This window comes from Seonamhaeicola sp. S2-3 (genome assembly GCF_001971785.1).
Lineage (GTDB): Bacteria > Bacteroidota > Bacteroidia > Flavobacteriales > Flavobacteriaceae > Seonamhaeicola.
On sequence record NZ_CP019389.1, the window covers coordinates 2,854,251 to 2,871,089 of the forward strand.

The window sequence follows — 16,839 nt, forward strand, 5'->3', positions numbered from 1 at the left end:
CTAATGACCTAAAGCCTGTAATAATCTGTATCTTGCCTAGATTTATATATCTTGTTGACGATTTGCCAACCTTATGATTATTTAGTTATATCAAAGTACTTCCTTTTGGGGCAAATATATAGATTTAATTTTATAATTACATTAAATTAAAACGTAAGACTTTTATGTAGAAATGAATCATAAGTAACTAAAAAAATAGTGATTAAAATTATCGTTTCCCTAAATAGGTCTTTACATAGGCATACCTTCCATTTAAAAAATCTTCTGGGCAACTTCCTATTAGTTTTTTAAAATCATTGATAAAATGAGCCTGATCATAATAACCACAATCCAACGCATAGCCTATTAGTTTCTCATTTTCATTTCTATTTATGAGATCAAATAAAGAATTTAATTGTACCACTTTACAGAAATATTTTGGTGGTACACCAACAACTTCTTTAAATTTTCTTCTGAAATGACGTTCACTAATTTGAAGTTGATTTGATAATTCCTTCTGACTAATTACACCACCTTTGTTAATAATAATATCTATTGCCTGTTCTAACCATAATATCTTAGGTGTACTCTGGGTTACCAATTGGTCCATTAAATTGAATATAACTTCAATTCTTTCATGGTTAGTACTACATTTTAACAAGTTCATCTTTAAAATGGAAGTATCAATAGGAGCAATTTTTTCTAGAGGTTTCCAATGATTTAAAAAATACGCCCCTTTTTTATGGAAAAGATAATATGGTGCTGCTGGGGACAATAAAAAACCAAGTTGACCAATTTTACCCTTAAGTTCACTTTCCATAGTAACATTATATAGTAATCCAGCAATATTCAATTTGGATTCAGGAATAATTTTTTCCCCATCAATATAAAAAGCAGGTGTGTCATCATATACATAAACAAATAGCGGGAAGCAGGTAGGATGTATAGGAACACGGGTATTAACTTTATTTTCAGACTCACCTAAAATAATCGCTTTTATTAAAAACTTTAATCTCTCTGGAATTTTGTAGTCTATAGGATTAGCATATGATTTTAACATCTTTAAAAGATTAGGAAACGGTATGTCCGATTTTTACAATAACATGTTTTCAGTTACTCATAATATTGTAAAAATAAAAGACTTAAAATACTAAATTTTTGAAATTAATGCAAAAGTATCGAATACTGCTTTTTTTAGTTTTTACCTGTGTGGCTTCTTTTAGTCAAAACCAAATCTGTTTCAGGCAATTATCGATAAAGGAAGGTTTGTTTCAAAATAGTATGGTTAGAAGTAATGAAAAGATCCTTAATATGAAACATGATGAGGCTAAGATTACGCCTTTGATGGATAAAAAAACTATCTGCCCGATGTTTTTACCATAGAGTTTGATGCTTTATTCAAAAGGGTGCATAGACCAACTTATCAAAGCTATAATATTAAACAATAAAGGCACATACAGATGTATTCGTATAAACAAGCATAAAGATTCTATGTCGTGTAATATTATTGGTAGATCTCTTAAAGAATACAAATCATATGATGAATCTTTAGTTATAGAGACTTTGAAAGTAAGTTTAAACAAATGACAACTCAGGGATATCGACTTTTTCACCTCGAAACATATACTATAAATGGGAAACGAAAATGGGCTGGATTATTTAAAAAGAGGAATAAACGATATGCTTTGCATAGAAACTTATCTACTGAGGCATTTGAAAAAATAGAAAAGAAAATGATATTCAATCTGATTTAATAAGTATATGATATTCAAAATATTATGTTTTTAAAGCTTTATTAATATACATGATAAGTTTGAAAAAATGGTTATGAGCTTGCTGATTTCAAAATGTATTAAATGTGTATAAACTAGTTAAACTATAAAACAAAAATTATGAAAATGAAAAACTCAATTTTAGCAACAATTGTTATTTTTAGCTTTGTCTTTTCCTCTCATACTCAAGATATAAAAGGAAATATTACAATCAATGGTTCTTTCAAATCAATCATAAAAAAGGAAGATCCTTATGCGGTAAACCTGTTTAAAGATTTTAAGACGGGTAAACACCAAATATATACTGAAAATACAAATTAAACATTTTCGATTCTTGAGTAATACAATATACCATAGAATATGAAGAATGCGAACTATAAGAAGTAAGCATCTAAAAGAATAATTGATAACACTTAAAATCTAAGAACATGACATACATAAAACTAAAAAAACACATACTGTACAGCACATCAATCTTGCTGGTTATGTTGGTGTTGCTATCCTGCAAAAATGAAACCACTAAAAAAATTAAAAATTTAAAAAAGGAAACAAAAGCGGCTACCACTATTTTAAAAAATGTGAACACTACCCAAGAAAAAATAGAAGCCCTCTCTAAAGAAGAACCTTTATCCAACAAGGCCTTAAAAGAGTGGCTCCCCGAAACCTTAAACGGTATGAAACGCACAGGGTACAAGTCTGGAAGTGTCAATTTTGCAAATGCGCCATCCATTAGAGGTACCTTTAAAGAAGGTAATAAAGAATTTCATATAGAAGTGACCGATGGCGCAGGTGTCATGGCGGGCGTAGTACTTATGGCAGGTACCACTTATCAAATGGGTATGGAGGAGGAAGACGAACGCAAGCACATTAAAAAAGTAACCGAAAACGGAATCGAGGCACGCCAGACTTATATGAAACAACAAAATAACACCCGGTTGAATTTTTTGTACGAGAATCGGTTTTATGTTGAGGTCAGGGCTAACAGCATGACCCCTGAAGAAACCTGGGATGCCGTTGAAAAAATAAAACTTAACAGGCTAATGACTTTAACAAAATAAGCTATGAAAGTACTATTCTCTATACTGTTATCTACTTTTTTAAATTTTGCAGGCTATTCACAAATTGCAGCCATAAACAATACAATATCGGGCTGGAAGGACGGTTCTGCACTATTAATGGGCGATAACAAGGTTCAGGTGGGCGAAATCCATAATGATGGAACCTTCAATATTACACTTAAAGAAGGATATTTAGAACAGTTAAAAGCTAGTCGTGAAAAAGAAAATCCCTATCTCGAAAATGGTTTAATGGGAGTGCCAAATCTATCCTTTTTCTTTTCTTGTCGTGGAGGTCAATTGCAAAAAGAAAATACGGATCAACCAGTAGGGGTTTTATCCCTTTCGGGTGCCTTTGGGATTAAAAAAACACGAGATGATAAATTTAATATAGCCAATATGGTGCCATCAAGTTCTATAGCCTTTGCCAAATTTATTATCAACAGGGGTAGAATAAATGCAGTTCCAGGCTCTAGTATAAACTTTTACTATGTGGCTAAGCCCGCTGTAATTCAAGGGGTTTGTGAACGCCAAAGGAAAACTAATGAAGGCTTTGTGAGAATTGTCAAAAACTTTAATCTTAATTTTAAACCAGGTTGGAATTTGGTATCGCATGAAATTGAAGAAGTTTACACCACTAAATCTGGGGTAGCGCAACCTAAGGTAACCCATTACAGGACTATTGACAAAATGCCAGCAGACCTTGATTATCAAATTATTTTAACATCACAAAAATACCATTAACATGATAATGAAATATATTTTTACACTAATTATTATTCTAAGTTTAACCTCCTGTTCGGCACAGATATTTACCGGAACCTTAGACAAATGGGAACAAAAAAAAGCTGAAGTTGTAACCGGGTTGATGAAGCCTAAGGTTATTGGAACGATTGATGAAAATGGAAATTTCAATATTTCCTTGCCAGAAAATTATTTAGAAGCCAAGCAAAAAAAAATTGAAGAGGAAAATAGTAATTCTGAAAACTGGAACTCATCGCTGCTTACTGTAAAACAGGTCTTTAACTGTTATGGTGATTCCCTGCAAGTAACCAATGGTGACCAGTATCTTACTACATTGGGTACTATGAGTGTTTTTGATCTGGTCAATATGAAAGAAAAAAAGAAATATGGCTTTTTCTTAGCGGCAAGTTCCAAAACATTTGCAGAGGCTTACGCTTCTTTTGGGCAAAAAAATGCCAAACAAGGCTTTGTAGTTGATTATTACTATGTTAGTGAGCCAGCTATGGTGAAAGGTACTTGTCTTACGGTAAAATACACCGGTAATAATGATGAAAATTTTGAGAAAAAAACAGATTACAATCTCAACTTTAAAAAAGGGTGGAATATCGTGAAATATAAAATAGAAGAAGTGTATAAAAGCTCTTCAGGCAAAACCTATGCAAAGAATATTTCCTATAGTACTTGCCCTGAATTTCCCAAAAATATAGTGTTTACCTATTTTAAAGATTAAAAATTCAATGGTGGAATGTCCATCAACAAAAAATTACAAACCAACCAATATGATTTTTTGCCCAATACATTTTAAGAATAAAAACAATAAAGAGTAACAGATGAGAACAAGTTTTAAATTTTTACTGATGCTATTGTTTTTGTCAAGTTGTTCAAGTGATGACGACAATACACAACCAGAATCAATAATCCAAAACAGTGCACCAAATAGTTTTTCGCTTGCAGGTATAAGTGATAATGAGGAAAATGTTGACCTTACACCACTGTTTTTGTGGACAGAAGCTACAGATCCCGATGGAGATCCGGTAACTTACAGCCTTTACTTGGATACAGTTCAAAATCCGGTGAATTTGGTTTCATCTGGAATTACCGGTATTTTATATGGTATAGTCACTCCTTTGGATATGGAAAAAACATATTATTGGAAAGTAGAGGCAGAGGACGATAAAAGTGCCAAAACCGAAAGTGATATTTTTTCATTTACAACCAGGAATATAAACGATTATCTTTTGGTTCAAAATACTGATTTCTCTCCAAGAGCATTTCATAACATACTCGTTTATAATGATAAATTTTGGGTTATTGGTGGAGAAGGAGAAGATGGCAGTTACAAAAACGATGTTTGGTATAGCGACGATGGCCTGTCCTGGACGCTAGTTACCGGAAATGCAGCTTTTCCTCCACGGAAATATTTCACCACGACAGTATTTGATGATAAAATGTGGATATTAGGTAGCTATGATGGCTCTAATAATCTAAACGATGTGTGGTACAGTACAGATGGCGTTAATTGGCAACAAACAAACCCTACTACAATATTTCAGCCTAGACAACAACATGCTATGGTGGTTTTTGATGATAAAATGTGGGTCATAGACGGTGGGTCTAGGTTAAACGATGTTTGGTATAGTGAAGATGGTGTCAATTGGCAGGAGTTAGCGCAAACCAATACATTTACGGCAAGATTTGGACATAAAGCGCTGGTTTTTAATGACAAAATGTGGGTTGTCTCTGGTTATGATGGAAGCATATCTAACGATGTTTGGTATAGCGAAGATGGTAGCAACTGGGAGTTGGCAACAGACAATGCTGCTTTTACAGGAAGAACTCTTCATACCGTTGTAACCTACATGGACAAAATGTGGTTGATTGGAAGCCAAAGATTTGGTACGGTTTATAATGATATTTGGTATAGCGACAATGGAGAGGACTGGTACCAAACCACCCCAGACCAATTTTCAAAAAGAGAAGGACACACAGCAGTAGTTAAAGATGATAATATATGGATAATAGGGGGAGTTGATGAATTGGATGCCTTTTTGAATGATGTATGGACATTAAATTAAAAATTAAATAAATTAAAAACTTTAGTCATGAAAAGAATAATTACACTTTTTATACTCTTACTCAATTTTACAATAGCAAAAGCTCAACTCTATACAGAACTTGAAAAAATTGTAATCTCTCGAAACGAATATAACATTGCTTACTTTTAATTCGTTGCTTGTGGCTTTTGTAAGCCAAAATCCTTTAGTTGGAACTATTATTATCCAATTACTATTAAAATCAGCTTTGTTACTTTTTTCATTTTTTTAATCCTATATAAAGTTTAGGATATTTTAAAGCGAATAAGTATTAAAAAATTGTTCTATATCATTAATGTTTTTTAATCCTAAAATCCAACAAACTTCAGAAAAGTCTGAAAAGTCCATTCCGCCAGCTGAAATTGCCTTATTGTTATAGCGGCCCTCTTTTCCATTGTATTTGTTTGATAAATTTGTGGCAAGTTTCCATATTTCAAACAACTTTGGATTTGTGATTTTATCTTTCCAATAAGTGTATTTAGGGTCACAAAATCCAGGAGTTCCATTTCCTACAACATTTCCGTCAGGAATTTTCTTATAATCAGAATTTTCTTTTATAAATTTAAGATGCTCTGCAGAAGTATGTTTTTCATTCCAGTCACTATGTTGCACCACATGAATACGCTTTGTAACATCTATTTTAGGTAAGTCTATTTGAATAGCTTTTATTAATTTGGCCGTAAAATCAGATTGTCCAGCTTCTGCAATCCATATATCGCCCTGTTTTACAAGTGTTTTTAGGACGATTGTTTTAACTTTCTTAATTGCTTCGTTGAAATTTTCATTGGCATCTGTCCAGTTATTTCCAAAGCAGAGTTTTAATAAATCATTAGGTGGCACATATAAACCTTTTTGAGTACCATATGTGCCGGCAACTGCATGATATTGAATTTTAGAAAATTTTGCATTTAGTATCAAGGTTGCCATAGCGGCTATAGTATGTAGGTCATCTACATCTGTTTTACAATCAAATTGTACTAACAACAAATCTTTTTCTATATTGAAATTTTGTTCTTTTACAGATCTCAAACCTATTGCATTACCTTTGAAATTTATAAAGAGACTCACTATTGCTATGAATAATAATGCTTTTTTCATTTTTTTTTATTTTAAAATCGCGCCTATTTTTAGAACTATGCTTTTATAAGTAATATACGTTACAGCTAATATCTTAAATTTTTGATAAAGTCGAGTATATATGTACCTATCAATAGTTTATATGCATCTGTAGACGAAGTTAGAATTTTTATAATAAAAAATCAAGGCGTACTCTACTCATAGCTACTTGTTAATAATTTATAAACCAAAAAAGCGCTTAACAGATTTATTTAGCTTTTTTATAAAGCGGTATTCTGTAGGCTAGGGTATAGCTGTAGCTAGTGCCTATGCTACTACTATCATAGGTTTTGCCAAAACCAGGTACATATACATTCTGGAAGTTATCTGGTTCGTTTTCAGAAACTAAGGTTTTAAGTTGCACGTTTAACCCCATGTAAAGGTTGTTAAAGAGTTCTACCTTCATTCCTAAAATGAGTTCGCCCCAAAAAGCGGTTAAGCCACTAAATTCTTGTACTTCATCTGATGAATATTGAGGTTCCCAATATTGATTGGTATGGTAAATAGTAAAACTGTTTAAATCATGACTAAAGGTACTGGCACCCACTCTAAATCCGGCATAAACCATATTGTCCATGTCTAACCAATTGTCATACATATTTAGGTCTATGCCTGCTTTTAAATAAGAGCCTGTTGTGTTAATATCTAAATAATCGTTAACGGTACTTTTTTCTTCAAAACCTAGTTCGCCAGCAATGTATAAGTCTTTTTTTAATCTAAAATCTGCTGCTATTTCAAACCCTGTGTATTCATCATCAAGAAACGAGCGTGCTAGTTTACCAATATCGCCAGCAACTCTAAGTCCGTATTTATGCTTTATAACTAAGGAGTCATTAACCGCTTTAGGGATACTATCATTTTGTGCATTAACAGACACACAAAATAACATCATTGTAGTACTAATGAAAAATGTAAAAATGCGTGTCATAGTCATCTTCTATAGGTTCGTTATCGGTTAAGTTTTCTGTTGAAATTATCCAATTATCACCATCGTCTTCAACAGTTATTTCTACGCTCTTATAAATAGTTTTATACCCACAGGCACGAGAAACGTAAACCTCTTCTGTTAGGTAATTTATGGTAATAGTATCTGGGTTTCCGCCAATAATATCATCGCTGGTATCATCGGGGGTGTCATTATCATCATAACTATAATCTTTGTGAAGAATGTAAGTGGTTGAGTTGGCATCTGTTTTAAGAGGCAGTACTAATTGATTGGTAGTAACAGATTCATAACCCGATAAAATTTCGTCATTATCTTCGCCATATACTACCATGTTAAAAGCATTTTTTGAGCTTTCAGGGTTATTACTATCGTATAAGTCAATTATTAAATTTGGAGTGGTAGAGGTGCTTTCGGGACAAATATCATCGCGTTCGCAACTTATACTAATACCAACTATAAGCAGTATAATTGGAACAATAATTAATTTTATGTTTTTCATTCTTTTATAAAATAGATTCTGTTTTACTTACAGAATTCAACTTTTTTATAGTTACTTATCTTTTTTCCAAAAGTACAACATTTTCTACATGATGCGTTTGCGGAAACATATCTACCGCTTGCGTTTTGGTAACCTTATAAACGGCATCCATAAGAGCCAAATCTCTAGCTTGTGTTGCGCTATTGCAGCTTACATAAACTACTTTTTTTGGGCTAATGTTTAGTATTTGTTGTACTACATCTTTATGCATACCGTCACGCGGAGGATCTGTTATAATTACATCTGGTTGCCCATGGGTTTCAATAAACGCAGCGTTAAAAACTTGTTTCATATCACCTACAAAGAATTCAACGTTATTTATATTATTTAATTGTGCATTTTCTTTGGCAGCAGCAATAGCATCTGGAACCGATTCTACGCCTACCACTTTTTTGGCTTTTTTTGAAACAAATTGAGCAATGGTACCTGTGCCTGTATATAAATCGTAAACCAATTCATTACCAGATAATTCAGCAAAATCTCGTGTTATTTTATAAAGCTCGTAGGCTTGTTCTGAGTTGGTTTGGTAGAAAGACTTAGCATTTATTTTAAAACGAAGTCCTTCCATTTCTTCAAAAATATGGTCGGTGCCTTTGTAGCAAACAATTTCCTGATCGTAAATAGTGTCATTAGCCTTTTGGTTGATAACGTATAACAAAGATGTTATTTCAGGAAAGGTTTCCGATAGGAAATCTAACAACAATTCGCGTTTAACTTTATCATTTTTAAAAAACTGAATAAGCACCATAATATCACCAGTTGTAGATGTTCTAATCATCATGGTACGCAACAAACCTGTTTGATTTCTGGTATTAAAAAACTCTAAACTATTATCTATTGCAAATTGTTTTACAGCATTACGAATGGCGTTAGATGGGTCTGCTTGCAAATGGCATTTTTTTACATCTAATATTTTATCCCACATGCCAGGTATATGAAAGCCTAGTGCGTTTTTATCGCCTAAATCTTCATCACTTTTTATTTCCTCTAGTGTTAACCAACGGCTATCACTAAAAGAAAATTCCATTTTATTACGGTAAAAGTATTGTTTTTCAGACCCTAAAATAGGCGTAACTTCTGGTAGTTCAATATGGCCTATTCTAGTTAAATTATTTGTAACCTCGTTTTGTTTATACTCTAATTGGTACTTGTAATCCATGTGTTGCCATTTACAACCTCCACAGGTACCAAAATGTTCGCAAACTGGTTGTGTTCTTTTATTTGATAGTTTATGAAATACGGTTGCTTTACCTTCGTAGTAAGCTTTTCTCTTTTTAAAAGTTTGAATATCTACTACATCGCCAGGAACGGCATTAGATAAAAAAATAACTTTGCCATCGGGTGTTTTGGCAACTGTTTTACCTTTAGCTCCAGCATCTATAACTTCAATGTTTGTAAAAACTTGTTTTCTTTTTTTTCTAGACATTGTGCAAAAATAATAATAGCCGCAAATAAATGTTGTTTTATTTCTGTTAACTTTAAATGATTTTGGATTTTATGTTGAAAAACGCAAATGATTCGTTTTCTAGAAAACTGTGAAAATAGATTTTTATGAAGAATATTTGTTACCTTGCAAACCTATCCAGGGATGATTTCTCTCCCACGCTGAATTTTCGGAACTTTCTGAAAGGATAAAGGTAGAGCAGGAATGGTTATTTTATTAATTAAAAACTTTTTAAAATGGCTGTTTTAGAAAAATTAACATCACAGCAAGCAATTGAATTAGAAACAACGTATGGATCCAACACGTATCATCCGCTACCTGTAGTTTTAAGTAAAGGAGAAGGTGTGTATGTTTGGGATGTAGACGGAAAGCGTTATTACGATTTTCTTTCGGCATATTCTGCGGTTAACCAAGGGCATTGTCATCCTAAAATTATTAATGCTATGGTTGAACAAGCCAAAACATTAACGCTAACTTCAAGAGCATTTTTTAATGACAAATTAGGGCTATACGAAAAGTATGCTTGTGAATATTTTGGGTTTGATAAATTATTACCCATGAATTCTGGAGCCGAAGCGGTAGAGGCAGCTATTAAAGTGTGCCGTAAATGGTCTTATGAGGTGAAAGGTATTCCAGAAAATCAAGCTAAAATAATAGTATGCAATAGTAATTTTCATGGGCGTACTACAACTATAGTATCATTTTCTAGTGATAGTACCTCTAATAAAAACTTTGGACCTTATTCTGATGGTTTTATAAGTATTGATTATGATAATTTAGAACAATTAGAGTTGGCTTTAAAAAATAATCCAAATATAGGAGGGTTTTTAGTAGAACCTATTCAAGGAGAAGCAGGTGTGTATGTGCCTTCCGAAGGTTATTTAGCAAAAGCAAAAGCACTTTGTGAAGCACATAATGTTTTGTTTATAGCCGATGAAATACAAACAGGTATTGCTAGAACAGGTAAGTTATTGGCGGTGCATCATGAAAATGTAAGACCAGATATTTTAATTTTAGGAAAGGCTTTAAGTGGAGGAGCTTATCCAATAAGTGCAGTTTTGGCAGATAACCCAATTATGGATGTTATGACACCTGGAACTCACGGAAGTACATTTGGAGGGAATCCTTTAGCAGCTACTATTGCTATAGCTGCTTTAGAGGTTGTTAAAGAAGAAAATTTAGCCGAAAACGCTGCTGCTTTAGGCGAAATATTTAGAGCAGAGTTAAACAAGTATATTGAAACTAGTAATATTGCTACTTTAGTAAGAGGAAAAGGTTTGCTTAATGCAGTAGTAATTAATGATACTGAAGATAGTGATACCGCTTGGAATATTTGTTTAGCCTTACGTGACAATGGCTTAATAGCAAAACCAACACATGGTAATATTATTAGGTTTGCGCCACCTTTAGTGATGAATAAAGAACAACTATTAGATTGTGTTAGTATAATAACTAAAACCTTTAAACAGTTTGAAGCATAAAAAAAGCGACCATTTAGGTCGCTTTTTTTATGCTTAATAGCATGATTATTGTTGTCCCATTTGTTTTAAGGCTTCTTGGTATTGTTCCATTATTCCAGAGTAACCAACTGTAACAAACATAAATATTACATAGGCTATATAAATAGCACTAAGTATTACACCTATTATAGCTAGTATTTTTCCAGTTTTCACGTTAGAATATCCTGTATAGGCTTCAGGGTTTTCAGCGTATACCTTTGTAGCTTTATTAGCTAATACTATTGCAATAATACCTAGAATTAAACCGATAATACCATAGCAGCAGCAAGTTGCTATTGATAAGATTCCGAAAACTAGAATAAGCGTTGAATTTGGTAATTTTTGTTGTTCCATTTGATTGGTTTTAGTGTGTTATTTTTATTAAGTAACTAACCACAACTATTAAAACCGTTAGGAATATTAATCCCATTTTAATTTTATAGTCGTGTTTAAATTTTATAAACAGATTAAATATAAGAAAAATCAGTAATATAAAAATATTGTAAATGGCAGGGTACATATAAAATGCCTCTACAAATTCTCCTTTAAAAATTAAAGCAATAGACCTTTGTATACCACAACCTAAACATTCAACTCCAAAAAGTTGTTTGTTTAAACATGGTAGCATATATCCTTCCATACTAATGATAAATATTTAAAATTTATGCTAATGTAATAAATTATATCTCTATTACTTTTGGTTGTTAATTACAATTTTTTGAGTTTTAGCAGCATCGTTATCTGTTGTTACTTTAGCAACATATACACCTGTACTTAGGTTTTTTGTTGAAAATGACAGCGTGTTATTACTTGAATTTATGGTTTCAAATAAAACACGTTTTCCACTAACATCAAATAGTATTATTTCCTTTAGTTTTAAACTATTGGGGTTGTTAATAACAACTTGTGCTTGTGTGTTATTTTGGTATATTTTAAAGTTACTAAAAGTCTCTTCAGTAGTGTTTAAGGTGTTTTTAGCAAACGTAATTTCAAACCTGTCATTATAAACACCTTTATTTAAAACGGTGTTAAAACTTCCGTCTTTAATATTGGTATATGTGTTGGTTTCATTATCAAACATATATACATCCACATCATTAGGTATGTTGTTAAGTTGATTTACGGTAACGCTAAAAAGCGTATTGTCTTGGTTGGTTTTAAAACCAAATTTTAATCTGGTGCTTTCAGAATAGTTAATAGATTTAATAGATAAATTTTTATCTTCAGAAATTAAATACGCATCACTACTTAAGGTGTTTACATTTGAGCCATCAAAACCTTTATTGTAGGTATTGTTATTGGGTGTGCCTTCTCTAAAAGCAATAACATTCTCTTTGTAAAAAGCATTATTAACGTGCGTATGTATTCTTATTTCAGGTATTATTGTTGGGTTATCAATAATCTTTTTATAATCTACACCGTTGTGAGACATTGGGTAGTTTTTTGTTTGTGTGTTTTTACCTGTTTTTTTACTGTTTTTTGCAAAAATAGAACCATTACCACCGGGTGTTGAATCTTCTTTAAAATAAACACGCATAGCGTTGGTAAATTCAGCATCACCACCAATACCAATAGGATCACTTGCTATTATAAAACCTTGTCCAACGGCAGCAAAACGCCTTTGGTTGTTACCGCTAAAATCAGTTGTGTTTCCAGTAGTAGTACCATTTGTTGTACCGTCGCCATTATAGTTTTCAAAAGGCGCAAAGGTGTAGGTGCCATTATCTGTGAAATCAGCTAAATCACCAGGTGTATATACACCATAACCACCTTCATAATCAGCTAAAAAATGCGAGTTTTTTGGTTTTTGTTCCCAGAAATAAATTTCATTTAAAAGTATAGCTTGATTGGTTACTGATTGTGCAAAAAACAATTTTAAATCTAGTGCAGAAGGGTATGGGTTACCTGTTAACGTTTGTGCACTGTTAGGTATTCCTGATGGTTGATCATCAACACCATAAAATCTACAACTTACTAAAATGGTTCCATTATTTGGGCGACCTCTAAAATCTAATACATTATCAGTATTTGGGCTTCCTTTTAAGGTAAAACCATAACCTGTTTTAATATTGCCGGTATCAAACTCTTGTTTCCAACTGTAGTAGCCTTTGCCATCGCGCAAACTGTAAATCCAGTAATTTGAAAGTTCAGTGGCTGTACCTTCATAGCTTGTTGTGTACCCGTAAGGAACAGATGTAACATTGCTAACATCAGTGTCATCATCAGGGTCGTGTATATTGGTACCGTTAAAATCTACGTTTTGGTTTGAAGTATTATCACTAACTCCAACTGGCGAACACCAAAAGTTGTATTCATATACATTAGTGGTTTGATTTTGGTAAACAGATATTTCACCCTCATCAGAATTTTTTATATTGGCATCTTGCAATAATTGAGCATCGCCTCTTAAGTAAAAGTTTGATGTGGGAGATTCTAACCTAATGTCATTAGTTACAAAAACAGGCACATCTAGTGCGTATAATTCGGTATTGTTTCCAACGTATAAATCTTGAGAATAGGTATTTAAACAGAAAGTTAATACGCTTAAAACTAAGACGATATGTTTCATGATTTGGGGCTTAATGAACGTTGCTAAAATACAATATTTTTTATGGTATTTAAAATTGCTAGAAAATATTAACAGTTTTACACTTATTCATTATAATTTTGTTTAAAATTTAAAATGAAATATTTAAACTATATACTCATTCTTTTGGGAGCCATTGTTGCTTTATATGCAAACAGTAGTAAAGCTCAAAATGTATTAGTACTTATATTGGGTATTGTTTTGCTTATGGTAGGTATTTACAGAATATCTAAAACAATACCAAGTAAAAAGGATAAAGACGAATTTAATAATACAGAAGATTAAAGTGAATTTTAAAAAAGGAGATACTGTTTTTGTTTTAGATGAAGATTTATCTGGAATTGTAAAAAATCTTAGCGGTGATACAGTTTCTATAGAAACTGAAGATGGGTTTTTACTAGATTTTAAAGCAGAAGCTTTGGTAAAAGCCAAAACAGGTTCTTTTAAAAATGATATTTTCTCGCATTCAAATTTAAATACGGTTGTTTATGAAAAGGAGCAAAGCAAAAAACGAAAGCAACCAAAGGTAAAAGCAAAAGAGCGTTTTCAACCTACTTTAGAGGTAGATTTACATATAAATCAGTTAGTGAAATCTACTAGAGGCATGACTAGCCATGACATGTTAACATTACAGCTAGACACTGCTAAACGGCAATTAGAATTTGCAATAAAAAAACGTATTCAAAAAGTAGTGTTTATTCACGGTGTAGGCGAAGGCGTTTTAAAATTAGAACTAGAATATTTATTTGGGCGTTATAACAATATAAAGTACTACGATGCCAATTACCAAAAATATGGTTTAGGTGCTACAGAGGTTTATATCTATCAAAATGTAAAGCCTAATTAAAAACAGGAGATAGGGTTTCAGTTTCACTGGTATTACTATCGCTTAAAGTACCAAAATATAAACTTTCTATTACTGCTTCGTTAATAGAAATATTCTTTACAGTTACAGTTACTAAATAAGATTTAGATACAGTATGTGTTCTATATTCGGTAGCAGGAATATTATTTGAAACATCAGGGTTTAGGTAATCTGGTCCAACATCTTCATTAGTAACATCATTAGTAGGATTTTTATCTTGGCTAGAAGTTTCCTCATCACGGGTGTTAACCCCATCGCCATCATCATCAGCATCTAAATAATCTGGGATACCATCATTGTCAGTATCTTGAGCATCACTTAAATCGCCATCACCGTCTGGGTCTGGGTTTTCATCTTTAGTTAGCACATTATCACCATCGTCATCAGCATCTTTATAGTTTGGTATGCCGTCATTATCAGTATCATCATCTGTTAAATCACCATTTCCGTTAATGTCTTCTAATGCACTATCAATGCCATCACCGTCATCTTCTGTTAATACAGTAAGTATATCTATTGTACTATCATAACTCACTTCATTGCGGGTTATGTTAACTACATCTGGAATATCTTCGCAAAATAAATTAGAGATATTTTCATCACTATAAGTTCTGTAATAAAAAGTAACCGATTTATCTGTAATCTCAAGGGTATCGTTATCTCCAACATTAATGAGGTCTTCTAAGGTGAAGTTAGGAATAAGGATTGATAATGATTCTGAAGGATCATTTTTAGTTTTATAAATTACCAAATCTGATACACCTTCGCAAGCATAAAATTCATCATCAAAATCAAGATTAAATTCAATAATATCGCCATCATCACATGAATAGATGCAGATTAAGAAAATAGAAAATAAAACAAAAATTAACTTGCGCATTGAGTATATATTTTAAAGCAAAAATAATAGAATTGTTATTTATAACGTATCATATTGAAAATAATTTTATTTCAAGTATTTTTGAGCTCTAAAAGGATCAAATCCTTAAATTTACTTATAATGAAGCCTGTTTATTTTGATAATGCTGCTACCACACAAATACGAGAAGAAGTAATTACTTCTATGCGTAGTGTTATGGAAAATAATTACGGAAACCCTTCGTCTTCGCACAGTTTTGGAAGAGCTTCAAAGGCTTTGGTGGAACAATCTAGAAAAACTATAGCCAGTTTTTTTAATGTATTGGCTAGTGAAATTATTTTTACTTCGGGAGGTACAGAAGCCGATAATTTGGTATTAAGAAGTGCTGTTAGAGATTTGGGGGTGGAAGAAATAATTACTTCAAAAATTGAACATCATGCCGTTTTGCACACTATTGATGCTCTTGTTGAAGAATATAATGTTACCGTTAAATACGTGAAATTAGATTTAAATGGAAGTATAGATTTACTTCATTTAGAAAGTTTACTGCAGAATACAACCAAGAAACAATTGGTTAGCTTAATGCAAATTAATAACGAAATAGGTAATATTTTAGATGTGAAAACAGTGGCAGAAATGTGTAAAGCACATGATGCTTTGTTTCATACCGATGCGGTACAATCTGTAGGGCATTATCATTTAGATTTACAAGAAGTTAAAATAGATTTTTTAGCGGCATCGGCACATAAATTTCATGGTCCTAAAGGGGTAGGGTTTGCTGTTGTTAGAAAAAATACAGGTTTAAAACCGCTTATTTTTGGAGGTGAGCAAGAACGCGGTCTTAGAGCAGGAACCGAAAGTGTGCATAACATTGTGGGTATGGAAACGGCTTTAAAATATGCTTATGGTAATTTAGAAAAAGAAGCTCTGTATATTAAAAACTTAAAGCAGTATTTTGTAAATAAAATAACTAAAACCATACCAGAAGTAGTTTTTAATGGACTTTCTAATGATATGGATAAAAGCGCTTATACTTTAGTGAATATTTGCTTACCTACAACCTTGGGTAGCGCAAGTATGTTGCAATTTCAGTTAGATTTAAAAGGAATAGCATGCTCTAGAGGTAGTGCTTGCCAAAGCGGAAGTGCACAAGTATCTCATGTGTTAACAGAAATTTTATCTGATGATGCTATTAAAAAACCATCATTACGTTTTTCTTTTAGTATTTATAATACTACAGAAGAAATTGATTATGTAGTTGAAACTCTAAAAAGCTTTTGCTATTAAATAATATATTGTTTATTTGTTTTTATCTCTAGTTTATTTTCGTAAATTTATTCCA

General features: G+C 32.3%; 21 protein-coding genes. 12 read left to right on the top strand and 9 right to left on the bottom strand.

Annotated elements, in window-relative coordinates; translation table 11 throughout:
• Positions 1-208 precede the first annotated feature (208 nt).
• Entirely contained in the window at positions 209-1,039 is an 831-nt protein-coding gene (locus BWZ22_RS12400; protein ID WP_076700407.1) for an AraC family transcriptional regulator, read from the bottom strand.
• A gap of 329 nt (positions 1,040-1,368) precedes the next feature.
• On the opposite strand from BWZ22_RS12400, the gene BWZ22_RS16790 reads away from it, so the two are divergent.
• From BWZ22_RS16790 to BWZ22_RS17000, 8 genes are all read left to right on the top strand, one after another.
• Positions 1,369-1,566, top strand: a complete 198-nt coding sequence (locus tag BWZ22_RS16790; protein WP_076700411.1) for a hypothetical protein — start codon at positions 1,369-1,371, stop codon at positions 1,564-1,566.
• On the top strand, positions 1,563-1,733 hold the full coding sequence (locus BWZ22_RS17105) for a hypothetical protein (RefSeq protein WP_198027610.1): 171 nt from the start codon (positions 1,563-1,565) through the stop codon (positions 1,731-1,733). Before BWZ22_RS16790 ends, BWZ22_RS17105 begins: the two co-directional genes overlap by 4 nt.
• Positions 1,734-1,877: 144 nt before the next feature.
• Positions 1,878-2,072, top strand: coding sequence for a hypothetical protein (locus BWZ22_RS12415; protein WP_157607959.1), 195 nt, complete (start codon positions 1,878-1,880; stop codon positions 2,070-2,072).
• A gap of 107 nt (positions 2,073-2,179) precedes the next feature.
• A complete protein-coding gene (locus BWZ22_RS12420) occupies positions 2,180-2,809 on the top strand; it encodes a hypothetical protein (RefSeq protein ID WP_157607960.1) in 630 nt (209 codons plus the stop codon).
• Between the two features lie 3 nt (positions 2,810-2,812).
• Positions 2,813-3,550: a hypothetical protein gene (locus tag BWZ22_RS12425; protein ID WP_076700417.1), complete on the top strand. Its 738-nt coding sequence runs from the start codon at positions 2,813-2,815 to the stop codon at positions 3,548-3,550.
• Positions 3,551-3,557: 7 nt separating this feature from the next.
• The gene (locus tag BWZ22_RS12430) at positions 3,558-4,280 is read left to right on the top strand and encodes a hypothetical protein (protein WP_157607961.1); all 723 of its coding nucleotides are present in this window, start codon (positions 3,558-3,560) and stop codon (positions 4,278-4,280) included.
• Between the two features lie 127 nt (positions 4,281-4,407).
• A complete protein-coding gene (locus tag BWZ22_RS12435) occupies positions 4,408-5,625 on the top strand; it encodes a hypothetical protein (protein WP_076700421.1) in 1,218 nt (405 codons plus the stop codon).
• A 27-nt stretch (positions 5,626-5,652) separates the two neighbouring features.
• Entirely contained in the window at positions 5,653-5,775 is a 123-nt protein-coding gene (locus BWZ22_RS17000; RefSeq protein ID WP_256371281.1) for a hypothetical protein, read from the top strand.
• Positions 5,776-5,898: 123 nt separating this feature from the next.
• On the opposite strand, the gene BWZ22_RS12440 is transcribed toward BWZ22_RS17000, so the two are convergent.
• From BWZ22_RS12440 to rlmD, 4 genes are all read right to left on the bottom strand, one after another.
• A complete protein-coding gene (locus BWZ22_RS12440; RefSeq protein WP_076700423.1) occupies positions 5,899-6,741 on the bottom strand; it encodes a hypothetical protein in 843 nt (280 codons plus the stop codon).
• A 226-nt stretch (positions 6,742-6,967) separates the two neighbouring features.
• Positions 6,968-7,687 (bottom strand): DUF6048 family protein, encoded by a 720-nt coding sequence (locus BWZ22_RS12445; protein ID WP_232225166.1) that lies wholly within the window; start codon positions 7,685-7,687, stop codon positions 6,968-6,970.
• Positions 7,659-8,204 carry a DUF6452 family protein gene (locus BWZ22_RS12450; RefSeq protein WP_076700427.1) on the bottom strand — a complete coding sequence of 182 codons (546 nt, stop codon included), beginning with the start codon at positions 8,202-8,204 and terminating at the stop codon, positions 7,659-7,661. The genes BWZ22_RS12445 and BWZ22_RS12450 overlap by 29 nt, the downstream gene beginning before the upstream one ends.
• 55 nt (positions 8,205-8,259) lie before the next feature.
• Positions 8,260-9,669, bottom strand: a complete 1,410-nt coding sequence (rlmD, locus tag BWZ22_RS12455) for a 23S rRNA (uracil(1939)-C(5))-methyltransferase RlmD (protein ID WP_076700429.1) — start codon at positions 9,667-9,669, stop codon at positions 8,260-8,262.
• A gap of 254 nt (positions 9,670-9,923) precedes the next feature.
• On the opposite strand from rlmD, the gene rocD reads away from it, so the two are divergent.
• Positions 9,924-11,168 carry an ornithine--oxo-acid transaminase gene (rocD, locus tag BWZ22_RS12460; RefSeq protein ID WP_076700431.1) on the top strand — a complete coding sequence of 415 codons (1,245 nt, stop codon included), beginning with the start codon at positions 9,924-9,926 and terminating at the stop codon, positions 11,166-11,168.
• 45 nt (positions 11,169-11,213) lie between these two features.
• Here rocD and BWZ22_RS12465 read toward each other — a convergent pair whose 3' ends face one another.
• The 3 genes from BWZ22_RS12465 to BWZ22_RS12475 are packed head-to-tail and all read right to left on the bottom strand — an operon-like array spanning position 11,214 to position 13,755.
• Positions 11,214-11,540, bottom strand: a complete 327-nt coding sequence (locus tag BWZ22_RS12465; RefSeq protein ID WP_076700434.1) for a CCC motif membrane protein — start codon at positions 11,538-11,540, stop codon at positions 11,214-11,216.
• A gap of 10 nt (positions 11,541-11,550) precedes the next feature.
• Positions 11,551-11,826, bottom strand: a complete 276-nt coding sequence (locus BWZ22_RS12470; RefSeq protein WP_076700435.1) for a DUF2752 domain-containing protein — start codon at positions 11,824-11,826, stop codon at positions 11,551-11,553.
• 51 nt (positions 11,827-11,877) lie between these two features.
• Complete coding sequence (locus BWZ22_RS12475; protein ID WP_076700438.1) at positions 11,878-13,755, bottom strand: T9SS type A sorting domain-containing protein; 1,878 nt, start codon at positions 13,753-13,755, stop codon at positions 11,878-11,880.
• A gap of 114 nt (positions 13,756-13,869) precedes the next feature.
• On the opposite strand from BWZ22_RS12475, the gene BWZ22_RS12480 reads away from it, so the two are divergent.
• Complete coding sequence (locus tag BWZ22_RS12480) at positions 13,870-14,058, top strand: hypothetical protein (RefSeq protein ID WP_076700439.1); 189 nt, start codon at positions 13,870-13,872, stop codon at positions 14,056-14,058.
• Between the two features lies 1 nt (position 14,059).
• Complete coding sequence (locus BWZ22_RS12485) at positions 14,060-14,620, top strand: Smr/MutS family protein (protein ID WP_076700442.1); 561 nt, start codon at positions 14,060-14,062, stop codon at positions 14,618-14,620.
• Here the strand turns inward: BWZ22_RS12485 and BWZ22_RS12490 are convergent.
• Entirely contained in the window at positions 14,613-15,518 is a 906-nt protein-coding gene (locus BWZ22_RS12490) for a hypothetical protein (RefSeq protein WP_076700444.1), read from the bottom strand. The genes BWZ22_RS12485 and BWZ22_RS12490 overlap by 8 nt on opposite strands.
• Positions 15,519-15,638: 120 nt before the next feature.
• On the opposite strand from BWZ22_RS12490, the gene BWZ22_RS12495 reads away from it, so the two are divergent.
• Complete coding sequence (locus tag BWZ22_RS12495) at positions 15,639-16,784, top strand: cysteine desulfurase family protein (RefSeq protein ID WP_076700446.1); 1,146 nt, start codon at positions 15,639-15,641, stop codon at positions 16,782-16,784.
• The last annotated feature ends 55 nt before the right edge of the window (positions 16,785-16,839 follow it).